Genomic DNA, 17,556 nt, shown 5'->3' on the forward strand with positions numbered 1-17,556 from the left:
TTCGCATGAAAGGACTACCCATGATCAACTCTTCCAGTCTTCGCGGCATTTTGCCTGCGCTCGTCACCCCGGTTCAAAGCGACGACACGATCGACCTGAAGGCGACCGATGCGCTGTTCGCCTGGCTCAAGCAGCAGGGCGTGGACGGTGTCGTTCCGCTTGGCGGAACGGGTGAATATGGCGCATTGGCTCGCCGCGAGCGCAACCGCTTCGTCGAGCTTTCGGCCAAGGCGATGGAAGGAAAGGGCCCTGTCGTCGCCGGTGTGCTCGATCCCGGTTATCACGACGCCATCGCTTCGGCGAAGGACTTTGCAGCGGCTGGCGCAGACGCTCTGCTAGTGATCACGCCTTACTACACCAACCCGACGCAGGCCGGCATCCGCGACTATTTCCTTCGTTATGCGGACGAATCTCCCGTGCCGATCCTGCTCTATGAAATCCCGTATCGCACGCGCATCGCTATCGATCCGGAAGTTATTCATGAACTGTCGCGTCACGAGCGCATCATCGGCATGAAGGCATGCAACACCGACATGTACCACTATCTGCGCGTGGTAGCGGGCATCGATGCAGCATCTTTCGCCGTACTCAGCGGTGAAGACCACCTGTTCCCGCTGCATGTTGCAGCTGGTGCAACGGGCGGCATCGTCGTGACCGCAAACCTTCTGCCGCGCGTCTGGCGCAAGATGTTTGATCTCGCCGCAGAGGGCAAGACCGCTGATGCGCTGGCGCTGCATCGCGACATGATCCCGTTGATGAATCTGGCCTTTGCGGAAACCAATCCGGGACCGATGAAGTCGGTGATGGATCTGATCGATGTCAACGCCCCGACCATGCTTGCACCACTGCGCCAGCCGAAGCCGGAATTGAGCGAAGCGCTGAAGAAGGAATATGCACGTCTTCTGGACAAGTACGAAAGATCGCCTGTCGATCTTGCTTCTTGAGCCTTTAGTTAGGCAAATACAAAGTTGAGGTCGGGTTCGCGATCCGACCTTTCGAGCGCAGGGCTTTGCGGTCCTGCGCTTTTGCAGCACATGGAAAACGAAAGAGCCGAAATGTCGATGCAGGCGGATACAGGGAAAAAATCGGGTGAAACGGGCCGCGAGGAAGCCGATCCCAAGCGCTCGTCCCTGTTCGTCGGATCGACCGAAAAGACATTTCAGATTCTGCAGGTCTTCGACGGGCCGCAGCGGCAGTTGCCGCTTTCGGAAATCGCAAAGCTGGCGGGGCTGGATCGCAGCGCCGCGCAACGTCTGGTCCATACGTTGGAGACGCTTGGATTTCTGCGCCGCGTCCACAATACCCGCAACTACGCCCTGACCTCAAAGGTTCTACAGTTCGCCTATAACTATCTTTCCGCCCATGAAGTCCTCCATAAGGCAGCCCCCTATCTGTTGGAGATCAGCCGCACGGTTGGGGAAACAGCCAACCTCCAGGAACTGGACGGGACCGAAATTGTCTATGTCGGACGCTTTCCGGGCCAACATCTCGTCAATGTCGATATCATGGTCGGCAGTCGCCTGCCGGCGCTTTTCACGGCATCCGGCACGGTCATTCTGTCCCACCGTTCGCCGGAAGAACAGGAAGACGTCTTCGAACGCTCTGTACTGAAGTCGCTGACGCCCTATACGGTGACGGACAAAGGCCGCTTGAAAGCCCGCATTCAGGAGGCGGCTGAGAAGGGTTATGCGATCGTCGCCAACGAAACAGTTCTCGGCGATATTTCGGTTGCCGCAGCCGTCACCGACGAACGTGGTCGCGCTGTCGCTGCTGTCAACATCGCCGCACCGACCACGCGCTGGTCACTCGAACGCGTCGAAGCCGAATTGGCGCATCATGTTCAAGTCGCCGCCACGTCGATCTCCATGTCGAAGTTTATTCGTTAAGACAAGACGCGTCGGCTCAACCGCCTCACGCATTGGAGGCTCATCCTCCGTTATGGAATGTAACGTCTTTCCGTCTGACATGGATTGAATTTTGCCTATCGATTAACAATATTGCTCAAAATACCGGCAAAAAGAAATAGCTTGACGGAATTGCGCTAAATTCAGTAATTTCTCAGTCAAATTGTTACTTGGCATTTGGGCCCTTCTCGGAATCTGAAAATTCCGGAGGGGTTTTTTTTGTTTGGCTTTCTGCATGTCTCAAAACAACAAAATTGACATCCCTGTCGGCGTCTTGTTTTCGCACTCCGGTCCTTATCAAAAGCTGGGTTACGAGGGCTATTGCGGAGCTATGGCGGCGATCAAGGCCGTCAATGATCGTGCGCTTCCGTTCAATCTCGTGCCGCGCATCGCCGACCCAAGTGGTAACCCTGACCGTTATGCGCCGCTGAGCGAAGAACTGATCTCGCAAAAGGGTGTCAAACACATCATCGGCTGCACCACATCCTGGAGCCGCAAGGAAGTCATTCCCGTTGTCGAAAAGCGCGATACACTGCTCTGGTATCCGTGCGTCTATGAGGGATTTGAGGCCAGCGACCGCGTCGTTTATGCGGCGGCCTGCGCCAATCAGCATCTTGTGCCGCTGATCGACTTCATCGTTCCCCGCTTCGGCAATCGCGCCATATTGCTCGGTTCAAACTATATCTGGGGTTGGGAAACCAATCGCCTCGCCCGCGAAATGCTGAATGCCGCAGGCGGCGAGGTTCTCGGAGAGCGAGCCATTGCAATCGGTGACACGGATATCAGCCATCTCATCCGCGAAATCGAAAGCAAGAAGCCCGACTTCATCCTCAACAATCTGATCGGTGAATCGTCCTACACGTTCCTGCGCGCCTATGCAGAACTGGGCCGCAAAAACCGCGATTTCCGCACCGATGTCAGGCCGGTTCTGAGCTGCAATCTCTATGAAAGCGAGCTGGAGCATGTCGGCGATGCCGCCGCGGGCAATTATAGCGTAAGCTGTTATTTCCGCACGCTGCCGGGCGAAACCAATCGCGCCTTTCTGGAGGCCGTCAGAAGCAATGGCTTTGACGGTAGCCTATCGGCCATCTTCGCCCAGGCCTATTCCAGCGTCCTGATGATCGCCGCCGGTATTGAGCGGGCTGGCACCGACGATGTCGAAAAAGTGCTTGCCGCCGTCCAGACGCACCCCACCAGCACGCCGCTTGGCGATGTGCTGGTCGAGCCGCGAACAAACCATATCGCCCTGCCCGCGCATATCGGACGGGCCAGACAAGATTGCAGCTTTGAAATCGTGCATGAGGCCGAGGTCGCCATTCAACCGGACCCGTTCATGGCGCGAACGCATCTGCAAACATCCGCCAATCCCGGCCACCAACCCGGCTTTCTGAGGCTCGTCAAATGACTATGACAGACCCGGCCTTCACCGTCGCCAGTTGGGGCGCATTCGAAAACTGGACCGCGCTGATCGTTCATCGCCGCCACACCAATGTCGATGCGATTGTGCAGCAGTTGCGCCGCATCGGCGTGGACGCTGTGGAATGCTGGCCGGACCTGCCTGAGCACGCCGACATCTCCCGATTCAACGTCGTCTTTTTCGATGTCGATATGGGACATGACGAGCAATTTCCGTGGCCACCGCAGCAGGCGCCTGTGCCCACCGTCGCCCTGATCGGCTCGGAAGCGCCGGGCCGGATCGGCTGGGCGCTCAATCAGGGTGCCGATGCGCAGCTTCTGAAGCCGATCGGCAATGCGGGCGTCTATAGCGCTCTGGTCATCGCCATGCACAACTTTCAGCGTCGCCATGCGCTGGCAACAGAAATCGGTGAGCTGCGCGAAAGCCTTGCCGGGCGCGAAGCCATCGCACAGGCCACGGCAATCCTGATGTTCGCAGACAATATCTCCGCCAGACAGGCCTATCAGAAACTGCGCCTTGCCGCGATGGCGGAGCGCGTCAGTGTCGAGACCTTTGCCCGGCGCTTTCTGAACGAAGAGCAGACAGGGAACGATCGTGAGCGCGCTTGACACTCTTCCGGTCGGCCAGAAAAAAGCCGAACGCGGCGTTCTCGGCCGCATCATCCGCCGACCGCTGGCCGCATTCGGCCTTGTCGTCATCGTCGTCACTGTCGCAGCCGCGCTCTTTGCGCCCTGGATCGTCCCCTTCGATCCGAACGAACAGTTCTTCGACGGGCTGACGCTGGAAGGCGCGCCGCTCGCGCCCAATCTGAAATTCTGGTTCGGCACCGACCTCGTCGGGCGCGATCTTTTCTCCCGCCTGATCTATGGTGCGCAGACATCGCTGATCATCGGCGTCGTGGCCAACGGCATTGCCGTGCTCATCGGTTCGACTGTCGGTATTTGCGCCGGGTATTTCCGTGGCTGGGTAGAAACCGTATTGATGCGCTTTACCGATCTGATGATGGCCTTCCCCGCTTTGCTGTTGGCGATTGTGCTTGCGGCAATCTTCAAGCCGAGCCTCTGGATCGTCGCAATGGTGATCGCCATGGTCAACTGGGTTCAGATTGCGCGCGTGCTCTATACGGAAACCCGATCTCTCTCGGAACGCGATTTCATCGAGGCCGAGCGCGCAATGGGTGCGGGTGCACCCCGCATCATCCTCAAGCATATCCTGCCGCATCTCTTTTCCACGATGATCGTCTGGGCAACGCTCGGTATCGCCACCACCGTTCTACTGGAGGCGACCCTGTCCTTCCTCGGCATTGGTGTGCAGCCGCCGACGGCCTCCTGGGGCAATATCATATTCGAAAACCAGACCTATTTCACGAGCGCTCCCTGGCTCGTCTTCATTCCGGGCGCGGCAATCCTGTTGCTGGCGCTGGCCTTCAACCTCGTCGGTGATGCCTTGCGCGATGTGATCGACCCAACCCAGCAGGGACACCACTGATGCTCGCCTATATTGCCCGCCGCCTCATCCAGACTGTGATGATCCTGATCGGCATCAGCTTCGTGACCTTCATCCTGCTTTATCTGGTGCCCGCCGATCCAGCGCGCCAGATTGCCGGGCGCAGCGCCACCGCACAAACGGTCGAAAATATTCGTGAGCAGCTTGGCCTCAACCTGCCTTTCTATGAGCAATATCTGCGCTATCTGAAGGGGCTCGTTCAGGGCGATCTCGGACGCTCCTATCTGCAGAAAACCGAAGTGGCGTCGCTGATCTGGTCGCGCCTGCCCGCAAGCCTACTGCTGATGGCCGGAGCAATCTTTTCGGAACTCGCCATCGGTCTCACCATGGGCGTCATCGCGGCCACCCGGCGCGGCAGCCGCACCGACAATGCCTTGATGATCTTTTCCTTCGTCGGCGTTTCAGCACCGCAATTCGTCATCGGCATTCTGATGCTCTACGTGTTTGCGGTTAAGCTCGGCTGGTTCCCGATTGGCGGCTACGGAACGTTCATGCATCTCGTACTGCCTTCGCTGACGCTCGGCCTTCTGGGCGCAGGCTGGTATTCGCGCATGATGCGTTCCTCGCTGCTCGACGTTCTTCGTCAGGATTATATCCGCACTGCCCGCGCCAAGGGGCTGGCACGCTGGAAAATCCTGCTGCGTCACGCCATGCCCAACGCCATCCTGCCGATCATCGCGATGATCGGCATCGACATCGGCCTGTTCATGTCGGGCATTGTCGTCGTTGAAAGCGTGTTCGGCTGGCCCGGCATCGGCCAGCTTGCCTGGCAGGCAATCCAGCGTGTCGATATTCCCATCATCATGGGCGTCACGATTGTCTCCGCTTTCGCCATCGTTCTCGGCAATCTCATCGCCGACCTCATCACTCCACTGATCGATCCGCGCATCAAGCTGCGGTGAAACCAAAAGACTCCAGAGAAAGGGACACCAATGAAAAAGACTTTTCTATCCGGCATATCGGCGCTGGCGCTTGGCCTCGCCATCTCGTTCGGCGCGCAGGCCGCCGACATCAAGCAGGGCGGCTCGATGATCGTCACCTATAAGGACGACGTTTCGACGCTCGACCCTGCCATCGGCTATGACTGGCAGAACTGGTCGATGATCAAGTCGCTGTTCGACGGCCTGATGGATTACGAGCCGGGCACCACCAATCTGCGCAAGGAAATTGCCGAAGATTACACGATCTCTGAAGACGGCAAGACCTTCACCTTCAAGCTGCGCAAGGGCGTGAAGTTCCACAATGGCCGCGAGCTGACCGCCGATGATGTGAAATATTCCATCGAGCGCGTGGTCAACCCGAAAACCCAGAGCCCCGGCGCTGGTTTCTTCGGCTCCATTCTCGGCTTTGAAGATGTATCGACGGGCAAGTCCGAGGCACTTTCCGGCATCACCGTGGTTGATCCCTACACGATCAAGTTTGAACTGAGCCGTCCCGACGCCACCTTCCTGCATGTGCTGGCGCTGAATTTCGCCCATGTCGTGCCCAAGGAAGAAGTCGAGAAATATGGCGCTGATTTCGGCAAGCATCCGGTTGGTTCCGGTGCTTTCAAGATGACCGAATGGACACTCGGCCAGCGCATCGTCTTCGAGCGTTTCAAGGACTATTACAATCCGTCGCTGCCGAAGCTCGACCAGATCACGTTTGAAGTCGGCCAGGAGCCGGTGGTTGCGCTCCTGCGTCTCCAGAACGGCGAAGTCGACATTCCGGGTGACGGCATTCCGCCTGCGAAATTCATCGAAGTCACCAAAGATCCTAAGTTCAAGGACCTGATTATTCAGGGCGGCCAGTTGCACACCGGCTACGTGACCATGAACGTCAAGATCAAGCCTTTCGACAATGTGAAGGTGCGTCAGGCCGTCAACATGGCCATCAACAAGGACCGTATCGTCCGCATCATCAACGGTCGCGCCGTTCCGGCCAATCAGCCGCTGCCGCCGTCGATGCCGGGCTATGCCAAGGACTATAAGGGCTATCCTTACGATCCTGAAAAGGCAAAAGCGTTGCTTGCCGAAGCCGGTGTGCCCGATGGTTTCGAAACCGAACTCTTCGTCGCCAATACCGATCCGCAGCCGCGCATTGCGCAGGCCATCCAGCAGGATCTGGCCGCCATCGGCATCAAGGCCTCGATCAAGTCTCTGGCGCAGGCCAATGTCATCGCGGCTGGCGGCGAGCCCGAAGGCGCACCGATGATCTGGTCCGGCGGCATGGGCTGGATTGCCGACTTCCCCGATCCGTCCAACTTCTACGGCCCGATCCTGGGTTGCAGCGGCGCGGTACAGGGTGGCTGGAACTGGTCATGGTACTGCAATGCAGAGCTGGACAAGAAGGCGCAGGAAGCTGACGCCATCGTTGACCCGGCCCGCAAGCAAGAGCGCGAAGCCATGTGGCGCGATATCTATTTGAAGATCATGGACGACGCGCCGTGGGCGCCGATCTTCAACGAGGAGCGCTTCTCGGTTCGCTCCGAACGTCTGGGCGGCCCCGACGCGATCTTCGTCGATCCTGTCCACATCCCGGTCAATTACGACGAGGTTTATGCAAAAGATGTGCAATAATTGCCATTACACCATTCATGGTCGGCATCATCATTTCGGCTGGGACAACTCGTTCCGGCCGGCTGAAACGGTTGCGCCCGGCTCGACCCTGAAATTCGAATGTCTGGACAGCGGTGCAGGCCACTATCATCGCGGCAGCACGGTCGCCGATGTGTCGACGATGGACTTTTCCAAGGTCAATCCCGTTACCGGCCCCATCTTCGTCGATGGCGCCAAGCCGGGCGATATCCTGAAAATCACCATTCACCAGTTTGAGCCTTCGGGCTTCGGCTGGACGGCAAATATTCCAGGCTTCGGTCTTCTTGCTGATGACTTCAAGGAGCCGGCGCTAGCATTGTGGAACTACAATCCCACAACGCTGGAACCAGCACTTTTCGGAGAGCATGCGCGCGTTCCGCTGAAACCGTTCGCCGGAACCATCGGCGTTGCACCGGCGGAAAAGGGCCTGCATTCGGTTGTGCCGCCGCGTCGCGTCGGCGGCAATCTCGACATTCGCGATCTCGCAGCCGGAACCACGCTTTATCTGCCGATCGAAGTCGAAGGCGCTTTGTTCTCCATTGGTGACACCCATGCGGCACAGGGCGACGGCGAAGTTTGCGGCACCGCCATCGAAAGCGCGATGAATGTCGCTCTGACGCTGGATCTCATCAAGGATACGCCACTGAAGATGCCCCGGTTCACCACGCCGGGGCCAGTGACACGGCACCTCGATACCAAGGGTTACGAAGTCACCACCGGTATCGGGTCCGATCTGTGGGAAGGCGCGAAAGCCGCCCTCTCCAACATGATCGACCTTCTTTGCCAGACGCAGAACCTCAACCCCGTGGATGCCTATATGCTCTGCTCGGCTTGCGGTGATCTGCGCATCAGCGAAATCGTCGATCAGCCGAACTGGGTCGTGTCGTTCTACTTCCCGCGTTCCGTTTTCGAATAAGGCATAAGGGGGCGGCTCCGGTCGCCCTCTTCCATCACTCAGCGAGCACAAATATGAACACGCCTTCTCCGCTTCTGCAGGTAAGAGATCTGGTGACGCAGGTTGCGACACCTGACGGTGCACGCACTGTCGTCGACCGGCTTTCCTTTGATCTGCAATCCGGGGAGACCTTGTGCATTGCCGGCGAAAGTGGCTCCGGCAAATCCATGACCGTGCTCTCGCTGATGCAGCTTTTGCCAAAGTCCTTGGCGCGCGTGACCGGTGGCACCGCCATGATGAACGGTCGCGACATTCTCAAGCTCAACGAAAACCAGATGCGTAGCGTGCGCGGGCGTCATATCGGGATGATTTTTCAGGAACCCATGACCTCGCTGAACCCGGTTCTGACCGTTGGGCGACAACTGGCGGAAGCAGTCGCCAATGAAGCTGGCCCGAATGGCAGCCTGTCCAGTGCCGCGCTGAAACAGCGTTGCAAGGACTTGCTCGATCAGGTGCAGATTTCCGATTCCAGTCGTCGTTTGCTGCAATATCCATATGAACTCTCCGGCGGCATGCGCCAGCGTGTCATGATCGCGATGGCGCTTGCCCAGAAGCCCGAAATTCTCATCGCCGATGAGCCGACAACGGCACTCGACGTGACGGTTCAGTCGCAGATCCTTGCGCTCATTCGCAAGCTGCAGGCAGAGAACGGCATCTCGGTCATTCTTATCACCCATGATATGGGCGTCGTCGCAGAAATGGCAGACCATGTTCTTGTGATGAACAAGGGCAGGCAAGTGGAGCAAGGCCCGCTTCGCGATGTCTTCCATCACCCTCGTGACGAATATACGCAGCGATTGCTCGCAGCCGTACCGCGGCTGGGCGAAATGACTGGCACCGATAAGCCGAAGCGCGCGCCAGCCGAACCAAAGGCCGAGCCAGCGCCCGCTCCATCCAGCCCTATTCTCGAAGTCGAGAATCTGGTTGTTCGCTTCGACATAAAGGGCGGTATCTTGCAGCGCCCTGTTCGGCGCGTTCATGCTGTGGAGGGCGTATCCTTTACTGTCAATCGCGGTGAAACGCTGTCACTGGTCGGTGAATCGGGCTGCGGCAAGTCCACGACGGGTAAGGCCCTGCTCAATCTGGTGCCATGGAGCGGTGATATCCGCATTGACGGCAAGAGCACAAAGGGCCTGAGCCGCACGGCGATGCGGCCAGTGCTTCGCGACATTCAAATGATCTTTCAGGATCCCTATGCTTCTCTTGATCCGCGCATGCGGGTTGGCGACCTTGTGGGTGAGCCGCTGACGATCCATGGTCTGGCATCCGGCAGTGAGCTGAAAGACCGGGTCGAATATCTCTTCCGTCGCGTCGGCATGTCTGCCGACCAGATGAAGCGCTATCCGCACGAATTCTCCGGCGGCCAACGGCAGCGCATCTGCATCGCGCGCGCTTTGTCGCTTTCACCGAAGCTGATCGTAGCGGACGAAAGCGTGGCCGCTCTCGACGTCTCCATTCAAGCGCAGGTTTTAGACCTTCTGCAGGATATCCAGAACGAGACAGGCGTGTCCTATCTTTTCATCAGCCACGACATGGCGGTTGTCGAGCAGATCAGCCACCGTGTGGCGGTGATGTATGCAGGTCGCTTTGTGGAAACCGGGACACGCTCGCAGGTGTTTGAGCATCCCGCCCATGACTATACGCGTCGGCTGATGTCGGCGGTTCCCGTAGCTGATCCAGATCGTGAGCGTCGATTGTTTGTCGCCAATGAGGGAGAGCTTCCAAGTCCCGTCAAGTCGCTCGATTATGTAGCGCCACATCTTGATTGCGTGGAGCTAGGCGGCGAACACTTCGTTTGGCGGGAAGCTGTGGCCTGATGCTGGGAGCGCCCACCCATGACATTGCTTTGGGCACTGGCTTTTAGTTGAGGCGGTCAATCAGCTCTGAAATTGACCCCAATCCCAGCTGCCCCATAGCATTGATCAATTCGGCACGCAGCAATTCAGCCATCTGTTCCGGCCCCCTGGCAACACCGGCCGCAGCGACGGCGTAAAGAAAAGGACGGCCAATAAAAACGAAATCGGCTCCGCGATCGAGTGCAGAAATGATATCGGTCCCTGAGCGGATACCGCCATCCATTAGCACCGGGATCTGTCGTCCCACGGCTGCGCGAATTTCCGGCAACGCAGCTAATGGCGCCGGTGCCGCTTCGAACTGCCGTCCTCCATGGCTGGAAACAATCAGTGCATCCGCCCCTGTGTCGACAATTCTTCGGGCGTCGGACGGATTCAACACACCTTTGACGATGAATGTTCCTTTCCAGCGTCGCCGCAGGTCGCCCAGAATTGTCCAGTCGAGCCTGCCCGAAGTCTGGCGGGCCATCAATCGCGCCAGCGATGTGCCGGACTGCGACCCCGATGCATAGTTCGCAAAATTAGCAACTTTCGGTGACCCCGCACGCAACGTGGCAAGACACCAGGCTGGGTGGGTCGCAAAGCTGAAAATGCTTCCAAGACTGGGACGCAAGGGCAATGTAAAACCATTCGCCAAATCCCTCAGCCTTCTGCCGGGAGCCGGTATATCAACCGTGACGACAAGTTTTTTGATACCGGCAGATTCCGCACGATCAATCAGATTGTCCACGATAGACTGATCTTCGCCCACATAGAGCTGGAACCAGGCATCCGGGTTAACCTTGGTGATATCTTCAATGGTTGTCGATGCCGCCGTCGAAAGTACGTATGGAATGCCAAGCCGATAGGCAGTCGCTGCCAAGGCTATATCCGTTTTTGGCCACACAAGATCGGCAAGCCCTATCGGTGGAATACCAAAAGGCAAAGACTGTTCCGTACCAAAAAGGCGGCAGCTCGTGTCGAATTCAGTATGACCCCGCAGAACACTCGGCACGAGTTCCACGGCATTGAATGCAGCTTCGGCCCGACGCAACGCATTCTCGCGCCCGGCACCGCCATCGATAAAATCGAACGCTATGCGAGGCAGGCGCCGTTGAGCCGCCTGACGTGTGTGTGAAACGCCGATCAAACCCATGGCGCGTCCTCAAACTTCTTCTACGAGTGACGGTCGGCGGCGGCGCCACAAAGCGATGAGTGCAGGAATGGCAATCATCGCAATCCCGGCGGTCATAACACTCCCGACGAGCCAATTTGAAAAGAAGACTGAAAGTGACCCTTGGGAGATCATCAAGGACTGACGAAAGGCGTCCTCTGCTTTCTGACCGAGCACCATGGCGAGCACAAACGGAGCGATGGGGTAGTCCAGCTTCTTGAAGAGATAACCTACTACGCCGAATATCGCCAGCAACACCATATCGAATGATGCGCTCGCCACCGTATAGGCACCAATCAAACACACAAACATGATCAGCGGTGCCACGATGGCAAAACGGACCCGTAGAATGACAGCAAAGAAGGGAACCGTTGCCAGGGCGAAGATGACACCAATGACATTGCCGAGATACATTGAGGCAATCAAACCCCAGACGAAGTCCGTATTCTGGACAAACAGCATCGGACCGGGATTGAGCCCCCAGATCAACAGCCCCCCATCATGACGGCAGCCGTCGCTGAACCTGGAATTCCAAGTGCCAGCATCGGCAATATTGCCGAGGAACCGGCGGCATGATCGGCGGTTTCCGGCGCGATGATACCTTCTGGAATACCGGTTCCGAATTTCTTTTTGCCGGAGCGTTGCGCGACACCATAGCTCATGAAGGAAGCCGCCGTTGGCCCTCCCGGTGTTATTCCCATCCAACAGCCAATGGCGAGGGAACGCAGATATGTTGCCCAATATCGCGGCAGCGTTGCAATCGTTTTGAAAACGCGACGGATTTCAAGCTTTGATTTCACGGAATCGAATTTCAGGTCTTCCTCCATCGTCAGCAACAGCTCTCCGATGCCGAAGAGGCCTATCACGGCAACGAGGAAGCTGATCCCGCGCAGCAGTTCAGAAAAGCCATAGGTCAACCGCACTTCACCTGAAACGGTATCCATTCCGACCGATGTGAGTGCAAAACCAAGCGCAATTACTGCAGCGCTCTTCAGCATCGACCCGGAACCGAACCCGATAAAGCAGGAAAAAGCGAGAAAATAGACGGCGAAATATTCCGCCGGTGAAAAGCTGAGCGCGAAGGAAGCAATCCAGCTCGATAAAACCGTGATCAGCGCCACCCCGCACAACGCACCGATACCTGCGGAGGAAAATGCATAGGTCAATGCTTCGGTAGTCTCACCGCGCTTGGCCATGGGATGACCATCGAATGTGGTTGCCACCGAAGATGGTTCGCCGGGGATGTTGAACAAGATCGATGTGGTCGATCCACCAAAGAGTGCGCCCCAGTACATACTGGTTAGCAGGATGATGGCCGAGACGGGCTCCATCGAGAATGTCAAAGGCAACAAAAGCGTCACGCCATTGGGCGCGCCCAATCCCGGCAAAACGCCGACGAGAAGCCCCATCATGACGCCTGCAATCATGAGGAATATATGATAGCCGCTAATAGCGATCGAAAAGCCGTGCAGAAGATTTTCGAAGTTTTCCATCATTTCCACCTCACAATCCGAGAAGAGGTTCGATCGGCCCCTTCAATAGCGGGATACGGAACCAGAACTCAAACATAACATAGAAAAGACCAACCGCGAGAAGAGCGATCAAAAGCGCATTCAAAGTCGAAGCCTTGGCTTGAAACCGGATAGTCAAAAACAGATAGATCAGGCCCGCGCAGTAGATGCCCAGAAGATAACTGGCAACGACCAGTCCTATGATGGGCAGGAAGAACGACAGGACATCGCGTGCGCCATCGAGTGTCAGAAAAACTCTGGCTCTATAACGCTCGCGTTCGAGATAGCTCGAAATCGCGATCCCCATACCGGCGAGCCCTATTCCCCATCCAAGATAGAATGGTACATAGCCTGAGTCCGGGCCACTGGATGTCCAGCCATAACCCAGACCGGCGGCACCGTAAGCAACGAGTACGCCTATAGCGACGAGCAGTGCTGCCACAAACATTTCGGCAGCAAAGCGCGTTAGCAATACCTTCCTGGTATCGTCCATATCGGTCTCTCCCATTTCCAGTAGACAGCGCGGCCTGAAGGCGACCGCACAAAGCTTGCCCTATTTGACAAGCCAACCTTCACGCTCAAACACCGCTCTGGCTCTCGCACTATCTTGATCGATATAAGTCTGAAGTTCAGACCCCTGCAAAAACAGATCGCCCTGCATGGTTTTCTGCAGATAGGCCTGCCATTCCGGCTTCTCGCGCACTTTCGACAGAAGATCGCGGAAATAGGCCTGTTGCTCTTCGGTTAATTTCGCTGCGGAAAAGATTGTTCGCGGAATCTCGTAGGATTGTATTTTGCTGCCCTGACTTGCACAGGTTGGAATATCTCCAAAGCCCTGCTCGTCATATACTTTGTTCGTGTCCTCAAGCTTGGCGTCTGCAAAAACGCAGATTGGCCTCACTGCCCCACCAGCCCACTGTCCCACATTTTCCGACGGGTTATTGGTATTGATGTCGATATGCCCGCCGGCCAGCTGTACAGCGGCTTCACTTCCACTCTTGAAAGGAATGTAAATGAAATTGCCGCCTGCCTCTGCCGCAATCATGCGCACGAGAATCTCATCACCGTCTTTGGACTGCGTGCCACCAGACTTCAAAGGTGCGGACTTATCTTTAGCGGCGTTCGCCACATCCTGATAGATCTTGTAGGCGCTATCTTTGTTGGCCCAGAGCAGGAAAACATCTCTGGCCATGCTGGCGACTGGTGTCAGATCGTCCATCGAATAGCCGACCCTTGCCTTCATTGGCAGCAGCCACGCATTATTGTTTCCGAACAATAGCTTATAAGGATCCTTGCCACCGGTGACACCATACATGAAGGCTTCGCTTCCAGCACCGGCTGGCTTATTCGTCACGACGACATCCACATCCGCCAAATCATACTTCTGAATTATAGACTGGATTGTGCGCGCAAACAGATCGGTCCCACCGCCCGGCCCCGCACCTGCCACGAATTCAAGATCCTGTGTCGGTTTCCATTCCGCCTGTGCGATGTCCGAAAACGACATAGCCGCGATCAATGCCAAAAATGCAGTCGAATAACGCATTCCATCCTCCCAGTGGTTTGCTTTCCATCAGTATTCCTGCTCATCCCAACAGATGAAGCAGAGGTACAATCATCCTTTTCCACGTCCCATCGACGTCGGCATTTTCAACAGTTCCGCTTTGCGTTCAGGCGACATCGAAAAGCCCAGCCCCGGAGTTTCCGGCAGAGCAATCTCACCTTCTCCCAGAGCTGTCAGTCCTTCAAAGACCCCTTTGCACAGTTCAACCGAGATCAGGTGCCATTCAACCAGACCGCCATTGGCCATGGCTGCGTGCAAATGCATATTATGAAAAGGAAATGCCCCGCCATTGTCGATTGTGGTGTTAAAAGCTTGCGCCATACCCGCGATCTTAGCGCCCATTGTATAGCCGCCACCGATACAGACATTCGGTTGCAAAACATCGACGGCCTGATGCATGAGAAGATCACGATACCGGAACAGCTGTCCCTCGTTCTGGCCCGCAGCTACCGGAATTCTAATCTTGCGGCGAAAGTCCGCCAGACTTCCAACATCGTTTCCACGCAGGGGCTCCTCGAAGAACCGAATATCGCAATCGGCAATCCGTTCTGCCAGAAGTTGCGCGTGAAATTTGTCCAAACTGCAATTGGCATCAATGAAGAGGTCGACATCGTCACCAACCGCCAGGCGCACTGCGCGAATTCTGGCCTCATCTTCGCGAATGACCGCATCAAGCGAACGACCACTATCACGACGCGCCAGCGCATGATGGCCAACGACCATTTTCAACCGTTTCTGCCCCTGCCGGGAGAGGTGAGCTGCCGCTTCCGCGAGTTCCTCCCGATCAAGCGCGGCGAAACCAAACGTTACATAGGTTTCGACCTTGCTGCGCGCACCACCCAACAGACGCCAAACCGGCATCTGCAGTTTCTTTCCCGCTATATCCCACAGTGCAATGTCGATTGCGGAGGCGACGTGACTTGCATAACCGGTTTGCCCACGAGGGCTGAGCAACCAATAAAGGCGTTCTGCCACGGCCTCACGCGACATTACAGGCATGCCGACAAGATTGGGTGCAACAAGGCTGTTGACGGCAGCGCTCACCACCTCTTCATCGGTAATCGCCGTAAAACCGTGTCCAATGGCACCGTCGGCGGTTTCAATCTCAACCACCACGGCAGACAATTCAGTCGAGCGATGAATTGCACCGATTTTCAACTCGCACGGCAGAAAGACCGGGATAGCCTCTACCCGCGCAATTGTATCGCCTGCTAAATCGCTTCTAACCAGCATATTCATGGCTTCCTCCCAAGTGCCGAGCAGTCATAATGCTCGACAACCATTCACGGCTTGACGTTGACCTCTACCAGCGCCAGCCCCTTGTTCGCTGACGCATGGGTGACAGCAGCCTCCAAAGCCGCCGGCAAATCTTCCGCTCGTTTAACGTGCTGTGCAAAAGCGCGACTGGCTTGTGCGACCATCGCAAAATCGGGTGTCGGTCCCAGAGAGGTCAGAGGCATGATATTGGCCTGCGCTGCATAGCCTTCCGGGTAAAGGTCGGCGACCGACTGCCGCACCGCACCCCATTCGGAATTGTTTACCACCACAACCACGATCGAAAGACCCAGGGCTTCTGCAATCTGATGACAGACCACAGGGTTGGCGAACATGTAGGAGCCATCGCCCATGGTCGCGACGACCAGTCGGTCAGCTTTTGCCAGTTTCATGCCCAGAGCGGCTGGAAACGACCAGCCCAAACCACCAGAATGCGGTTCCTGAAACCAGCTTCCATGCCTGTTCAATGTCAGCGGCTCCAACGGGCAACCGAGCTCCGACAGAACCGACGCTTCGTGGTTTTGTACAGCTCGCGAAAGGCAGAGACTGACATAATCCTTGGTTATACCGGAGTCCTGCCCGGTCTCAGCCTTGGAAATCACCTTTTCGCGTCGCGTGCGACAACGGCCCTGTGCGTCTTCGCGGCGGGTTTGGATATAATGGCCGCTTTCGACGCCCAACTCCTCCAAGGCCTTTTCCAACGCAACAAGAAAGGCACCAACCTCGCTGGTAATGGTCCGATCCGAAGGAAAATTCCGATATGGGAACCTTTCGTAGAGCGGATCCGCGCCGACCTGAAAAATCCGGCAATCTGCTTTCGGTTCATGGATTGCAGGAGACCACGGCGCCAGACAATCCAAGACGACGATCAGATCAGCATCGTTGATCCATGGCGCGATTTCCGCACCGGTCGAAAAAGGATGATCAGTCGCAAGTGCAAGCTGCACTGCCCAATACTGGCTGACGGGGATAGCCCAGTTTCGGGCTATGCGATCAAGGGCAGCAAAACCCTGTTCTGTCCCAGCACCTTTTTGCGCCACGAATAGCGGCCGCCGCGCATCCCGGATGGCTTGCGCCAGCTCAGCCACGCCATCAAAATCGAGCGCAGAAACAGACGACGCCACTCGACTGGGCGCGGTCAGGCCTTCATAGTCAACAACCTCGCACAACACTTCGCGCGGAACACTGACGTAAACCGGACCTCTCGGTGTGGAATTTGCAATGGCAAATGCCCGATCAACGACATCTGGTATCTGCTCCGGAAAGCGGAGTTCATAGTCCCATTTGGAAGCTTCACGGACCAGCGCATGCTGATCGCGCATCTCCTGCCCCCAACCGATGGGCACTGTTCGGGCACCGAACCGACCCTTTTCAAGCGTTGGCGTTCGCCCCGACAACAGCAGCATGGGGATTTGTTCCGCCGCGGCGTTGATGGCGCCCATGGCGCAATTTGCAAGGCCAACATTGGTGTGCGCCATCACCGCTTGAGGGCGGCCTGATGCGAGATAGTATCCATGCGCCATTGCGACAGCGGCTGACTCGTGGGGAATAACAAGCGCCTCCGGCAAAGCTATTCCATTCGCCTTGGCTTCAGCCAGCCCCTCAATGATCGGGGGAAAGTCAGTACCGGAATTGGCAAAAATATAATCCACGCCAACAGCTTTCAAACGCGCAAGGAGCGCACCTCCCGCGGTCATGGAATGGCTAGTCTGGGGACGAACATCCACGCGTTTTCCTCCTCCCGAGAATTTGCGTCTTGTTCTGCTTCTCGCAGATAATTCTATATGTGAAATTTATATTGCAATTAATGATAGGTATGTTACGCTTCGTTTGTCAACACGC

General features: G+C 56.7%; 14 protein-coding genes and 1 pseudogene. 9 read left to right on the forward strand and 6 right to left on the reverse strand.

Going from position 1 to position 17,556, the window contains the following annotated elements; translation table 11 throughout:
* The first annotated feature begins 20 nt into the window (after positions 1–20).
* The 9 genes from dapA to QLQ11_RS19465 all read left to right on the forward strand — a co-directional run bounded on the left by dapA (position 21) and on the right by QLQ11_RS19465 (position 10,175).
* Positions 21–944: a 4-hydroxy-tetrahydrodipicolinate synthase gene (dapA, locus tag QLQ11_RS19425; RefSeq protein ID WP_121537496.1), complete on the forward strand. Its 924-nt coding sequence runs from the start codon at positions 21–23 to the stop codon at positions 942–944.
* Between the two features lie 90 nt (positions 945–1,034).
* On the forward strand, positions 1,035–1,886 hold the full coding sequence (locus QLQ11_RS19430; RefSeq protein ID WP_235858921.1) for an IclR family transcriptional regulator: 852 nt from the start codon (positions 1,035–1,037) through the stop codon (positions 1,884–1,886).
* A gap of 253 nt (positions 1,887–2,139) precedes the next feature.
* The gene (locus QLQ11_RS19435) at positions 2,140–3,309 is read left to right on the forward strand and encodes a transporter substrate-binding domain-containing protein (RefSeq protein WP_121537494.1); all 1,170 of its coding nucleotides are present in this window, start codon (positions 2,140–2,142) and stop codon (positions 3,307–3,309) included.
* A gap of 2 nt (positions 3,310–3,311) precedes the next feature.
* The gene (locus QLQ11_RS19440; RefSeq protein ID WP_371836085.1) at positions 3,312–3,929 is read left to right on the forward strand and encodes an ANTAR domain-containing response regulator; all 618 of its coding nucleotides are present in this window, start codon (positions 3,312–3,314) and stop codon (positions 3,927–3,929) included.
* A gap of 49 nt (positions 3,930–3,978) precedes the next feature.
* A complete protein-coding gene (locus QLQ11_RS19445) occupies positions 3,979–4,809 on the forward strand; it encodes an ABC transporter permease (protein ID WP_371836086.1) in 831 nt (276 codons plus the stop codon).
* Complete coding sequence (locus QLQ11_RS19450; RefSeq protein WP_040129398.1) at positions 4,809–5,729, forward strand: ABC transporter permease; 921 nt, start codon at positions 4,809–4,811, stop codon at positions 5,727–5,729. Before QLQ11_RS19445 ends, QLQ11_RS19450 begins: the two co-directional genes overlap by 1 nt.
* A 30-nt stretch (positions 5,730–5,759) precedes the next feature.
* Positions 5,760–7,385 (forward strand): ABC transporter substrate-binding protein, encoded by a 1,626-nt coding sequence (locus QLQ11_RS19455; protein ID WP_121537492.1) that lies wholly within the window; start codon positions 5,760–5,762, stop codon positions 7,383–7,385.
* Positions 7,375–8,319 carry an acetamidase/formamidase family protein gene (locus tag QLQ11_RS19460; protein WP_109366255.1) on the forward strand — a complete coding sequence of 315 codons (945 nt, stop codon included), beginning with the start codon at positions 7,375–7,377 and terminating at the stop codon, positions 8,317–8,319. The genes QLQ11_RS19455 and QLQ11_RS19460 overlap by 11 nt, the downstream gene beginning before the upstream one ends.
* A 53-nt stretch (positions 8,320–8,372) precedes the next feature.
* On the forward strand, positions 8,373–10,175 hold the full coding sequence (locus QLQ11_RS19465) for an ABC transporter ATP-binding protein (protein ID WP_121537490.1): 1,803 nt from the start codon (positions 8,373–8,375) through the stop codon (positions 10,173–10,175).
* 43 nt (positions 10,176–10,218) lie between these two features.
* Here the strand turns inward: QLQ11_RS19465 and QLQ11_RS19470 are convergent, their stop codons facing one another.
* From QLQ11_RS19470 to QLQ11_RS19495, 6 genes and pseudogenes are all read right to left on the reverse strand, one after another.
* Positions 10,219–11,346, reverse strand: coding sequence for an alpha-hydroxy acid oxidase (locus QLQ11_RS19470; RefSeq protein ID WP_283735661.1), 1,128 nt, complete (start codon positions 11,344–11,346; stop codon positions 10,219–10,221).
* A gap of 9 nt (positions 11,347–11,355) precedes the next feature.
* Positions 11,356–12,857 (reverse strand): annotated as a pseudogene (locus QLQ11_RS19475) (tripartite tricarboxylate transporter permease).
* A 10-nt stretch (positions 12,858–12,867) separates the two neighbouring features.
* Positions 12,868–13,368 (reverse strand): tripartite tricarboxylate transporter TctB family protein, encoded by a 501-nt coding sequence (locus tag QLQ11_RS19480; protein WP_167836055.1) that lies wholly within the window; start codon positions 13,366–13,368, stop codon positions 12,868–12,870.
* A gap of 60 nt (positions 13,369–13,428) precedes the next feature.
* On the reverse strand, positions 13,429–14,421 hold the full coding sequence (locus QLQ11_RS19485) for a tripartite tricarboxylate transporter substrate binding protein (protein ID WP_121537488.1): 993 nt from the start codon (positions 14,419–14,421) through the stop codon (positions 13,429–13,431).
* A gap of 69 nt (positions 14,422–14,490) precedes the next feature.
* Positions 14,491–15,678, reverse strand: coding sequence for a mandelate racemase/muconate lactonizing enzyme family protein (locus QLQ11_RS19490; protein WP_235858918.1), 1,188 nt, complete (start codon positions 15,676–15,678; stop codon positions 14,491–14,493).
* Positions 15,679–15,722: 44 nt separating this feature from the next.
* Positions 15,723–17,441: a thiamine pyrophosphate-requiring protein gene (locus tag QLQ11_RS19495; protein WP_328589812.1), complete on the reverse strand. Its 1,719-nt coding sequence runs from the start codon at positions 17,439–17,441 to the stop codon at positions 15,723–15,725.
* Positions 17,442–17,556: the final 115 nt, after the last annotated feature.

Origin of the sequence: Ochrobactrum sp. SSR (assembly GCF_030067775.1) — a bacterium.
GTDB lineage: Bacteria > Pseudomonadota > Alphaproteobacteria > Rhizobiales > Rhizobiaceae > Brucella > Brucella teleogrylli.

Bases quoted from the DNA above. Each gene is read 5' to 3' on its own strand.
- dapA (WP_121537496.1), top strand. From the start codon at position 21: ATGATCAACTCTTCCAGTCTTCGCGGCATTTTGCCTGCGCTCGTCACC.
- QLQ11_RS19430 (WP_235858921.1), top strand. From the start codon at position 1,035: ATGGAAAACGAAAGAGCCGAAATGTCGATGCAGGCGGATACAGGGAAA.
- QLQ11_RS19435 (WP_121537494.1), top strand. From the start codon at position 2,140: ATGTCTCAAAACAACAAAATTGACATCCCTGTCGGCGTCTTGTTTTCG.
- QLQ11_RS19440 (WP_371836085.1), top strand. From the start codon at position 3,312: ATGACAGACCCGGCCTTCACCGTCGCCAGTTGGGGCGCATTCGAAAAC.
- QLQ11_RS19450 (WP_040129398.1), top strand. From the start codon at position 4,809: ATGCTCGCCTATATTGCCCGCCGCCTCATCCAGACTGTGATGATCCTG.
- QLQ11_RS19455 (WP_121537492.1), top strand. From the start codon at position 5,760: ATGAAAAAGACTTTTCTATCCGGCATATCGGCGCTGGCGCTTGGCCTC.
- QLQ11_RS19460 (WP_109366255.1), top strand. From the start codon at position 7,375: ATGTGCAATAATTGCCATTACACCATTCATGGTCGGCATCATCATTTC.
- QLQ11_RS19465 (WP_121537490.1), top strand. From the start codon at position 8,373: ATGAACACGCCTTCTCCGCTTCTGCAGGTAAGAGATCTGGTGACGCAG.
- QLQ11_RS19470 (WP_283735661.1), bottom strand. From the start codon at position 11,346: ATGGGTTTGATCGGCGTTTCACACACACGTCAGGCGGCTCAACGGCGC.
- QLQ11_RS19480 (WP_167836055.1), bottom strand. From the start codon at position 13,368: ATGGACGATACCAGGAAGGTATTGCTAACGCGCTTTGCTGCCGAAATG.
- QLQ11_RS19485 (WP_121537488.1), bottom strand. From the start codon at position 14,421: ATGCGTTATTCGACTGCATTTTTGGCATTGATCGCGGCTATGTCGTTT.
- QLQ11_RS19490 (WP_235858918.1), bottom strand. From the start codon at position 15,678: ATGAATATGCTGGTTAGAAGCGATTTAGCAGGCGATACAATTGCGCGG.